Annotated in this window: 2 protein-coding genes; both read left to right on the top strand. The window is 49.4% G+C overall.

All coding sequences use genetic code 11. The features are described 5' to 3' along the window. Positions 1–72: 72 nt before the first annotated feature. Positions 73–489 (top strand): IS66 family insertion sequence element accessory protein TnpB, encoded by a 417-nt coding sequence (gene tnpB, locus NG346_RS14680; protein WP_396266841.1) that lies wholly within the window; start codon positions 73–75, stop codon positions 487–489. Between the two features lie 19 nt (positions 490–508). Beyond that, entirely contained in the window at positions 509–2,032 is a 1,524-nt protein-coding gene (gene tnpC, locus NG346_RS14360) for an IS66 family transposase (protein ID WP_262281360.1), read from the top strand. Positions 2,033–2,081 lie beyond the last annotated feature (49 nt).

Raw genomic sequence — 2,081 nt, 5'->3', positions numbered from 1 at the left:
GTATCCATCCATTTTAGGCCGCCTTTTCTATAAGCTGTAAATTTTCGACCTTTGCCGAAAATTTACAGCTTTATGTTTAATCTCAACGAGAATAACCAGTTTTTCCTCTCCAATTCCCCAACTGATATGAGAGTTGGGGTCAACGCAATGTGCGGCAAGGTCCGACAAGCTGGGCATGAACCTACAAATGGAAGGGTCTACGTCTTTGTAGGGAAGACACGCAAAGTTATGAAGCTCCTTCATTGGGAACGAGGAGGTTACGTAATGTATTATAAGCGTCTTGAGACGGGCAGGCTTTCTCCCCGACTGTTCCCGTCATGCCAGCAAGTCGGATTCCGACAAATTCGATGGGATGAGTTGGTTCTTTTCATAGAGGGAATCTCTCCAGGTGCCAGACGAAGGAAGCGCTTTCAAGTCGGCGAAAACAGTGGTGAAGATAATATAAAAAAGAAGGAAAAAGGTGCCTCAAAAGTTTGGCTAACTCGCTAAAATTGTGTACCTTTATAGCATGAAAAAGCAACCGACATACGAGGATCTCCTACAGGAAAACAAGAAGCTGCGAACCGAAAACAGCCGCAAAGACGAGCGTATAGCTTATCTTGAGCGTATGCTTTTTGGTTCCAAAAGTGACAAGGCTCCGAAAGTTGATTCTTCCGACGGGCCGACGTTGTTCGATGACTTTTTCAAGAAAGCTTGTGACGAGAAAGATAAGGCTATAGAGAAGGCCAAGGAACAGATTGAAAAGGAAGCCCAGACCCGTCGCAGTCGCAAGCCGGCCAAAACCCAAAGACCGTCAGAATACAGATACGCCGGCCTTGAGGAGCGGTGGCATACGGAAATGCCAAAGGACGTCAATCCTGATGATTATGACGTAATCGGCAAGGATGTCACCCGCACGCTGCACCGCGATCCCGCAAAGTTTTGGGTGGAATGCACCGAGCGCCCGATCCTTCGCCGCAAAACGGACAAGAATGCGGCCCACCCGAAGATAGTCCAGGCTTCCGCCCCTGTTTCCGTCATAGGCGGCAATCACGTCGGAGCGGATGTCCTTGCCCAGATCATCATAGACAAGTACGAGCACCATCTGCCGGAATACCGCCAAGTCAAGATGCTCAAGGAAATGGGTGTCGCACTCCCTGTGTCAACCGTCAACAATTGGGTTCATGCAGTGGCCGATAAACTTTATCCTTTGTACGAGAGCTTAGGGGAAGACATCAGAAATAGCGACTATCTCCAAATAGACGAGGTGCCGTGGAGGATAGCTGACGGGAAAGGCAAATGCAGACATGGCTATGCATGGCAGTTCAGGGATGCCCGCCCGGATTCCCACGGTCTTTATTTCTACTACTTGAAAGGCTCCCGGGGAGGAGAGATACCAAGGGCCCAGCTAAAGGACTATCGAGGAGCCATACAGACAGACGGCTACAAAGTCTATGATTATTTTGAGAAACAGGATGGCGTAACCCTGTTGGGGTGCATGGCCCACATTCGTCGCAAGTTCGTAGAGGCCGAACGGGCGTGCCCCGGTGTGGCATCAAAAGCCATTGAATACATTGAACTGCTCTATACTCAGGAGGAAAATCTTAGGGAGCGCAAGGCCCCGTACGAAGAAGTGGCAAAAGCCCGCAAGGAGAAGGGCTTGCCAATCATGGATGCTATGGAGGCTTGGATGAAAGCCGCCAGCACGACTACCACACCATCAGACCTGTTGGGGAAAGCCCTGGACTATGCTTACAAACTCTGGCCCAGGATGAGAAACTATGCCCTTGACGGAAGGTACCACTTAGACAACAATGATGTAGAGCGCGGACAACGTCCTTCTGTCATGGGCAGAAAGAACTATCTCTTCAGCCATGATGACAAGGGGGCTGAGGACAATGCCGTATTCTACTCGCTGCTTGAATCCTGCGATGTCGTGCAGTTGAACCCTCTTGACTGGCTCACCGATGTCCTTGGCAGGCTAAGAGACAATATGGATGAAGATGAGATCATACAACTTCTGCCATACCAATACAAAAAATCCCGGGAATAACCTCGGGATTTTTTGTTTGATTACAGGACGGCCTAAATTGAATGGTTAC

It is taken from the genome of Hallella absiana, from assembly GCF_025457485.1.
GTDB lineage: Bacteria > Bacteroidota > Bacteroidia > Bacteroidales > Bacteroidaceae > Prevotella > Prevotella absiana.
The sequence above is the reverse complement of the archived record's forward strand: the minus strand, read 5'-3'. Positions and strand labels throughout refer to the sequence as shown.

Bases quoted from the DNA above. Each gene is read 5' to 3' on its own strand.
- tnpB (WP_396266841.1), top strand. From the start codon at position 73: ATGTTTAATCTCAACGAGAATAACCAGTTTTTCCTCTCCAATTCCCCA.
- tnpC (WP_262281360.1), top strand. From the start codon at position 509: ATGAAAAAGCAACCGACATACGAGGATCTCCTACAGGAAAACAAGAAG.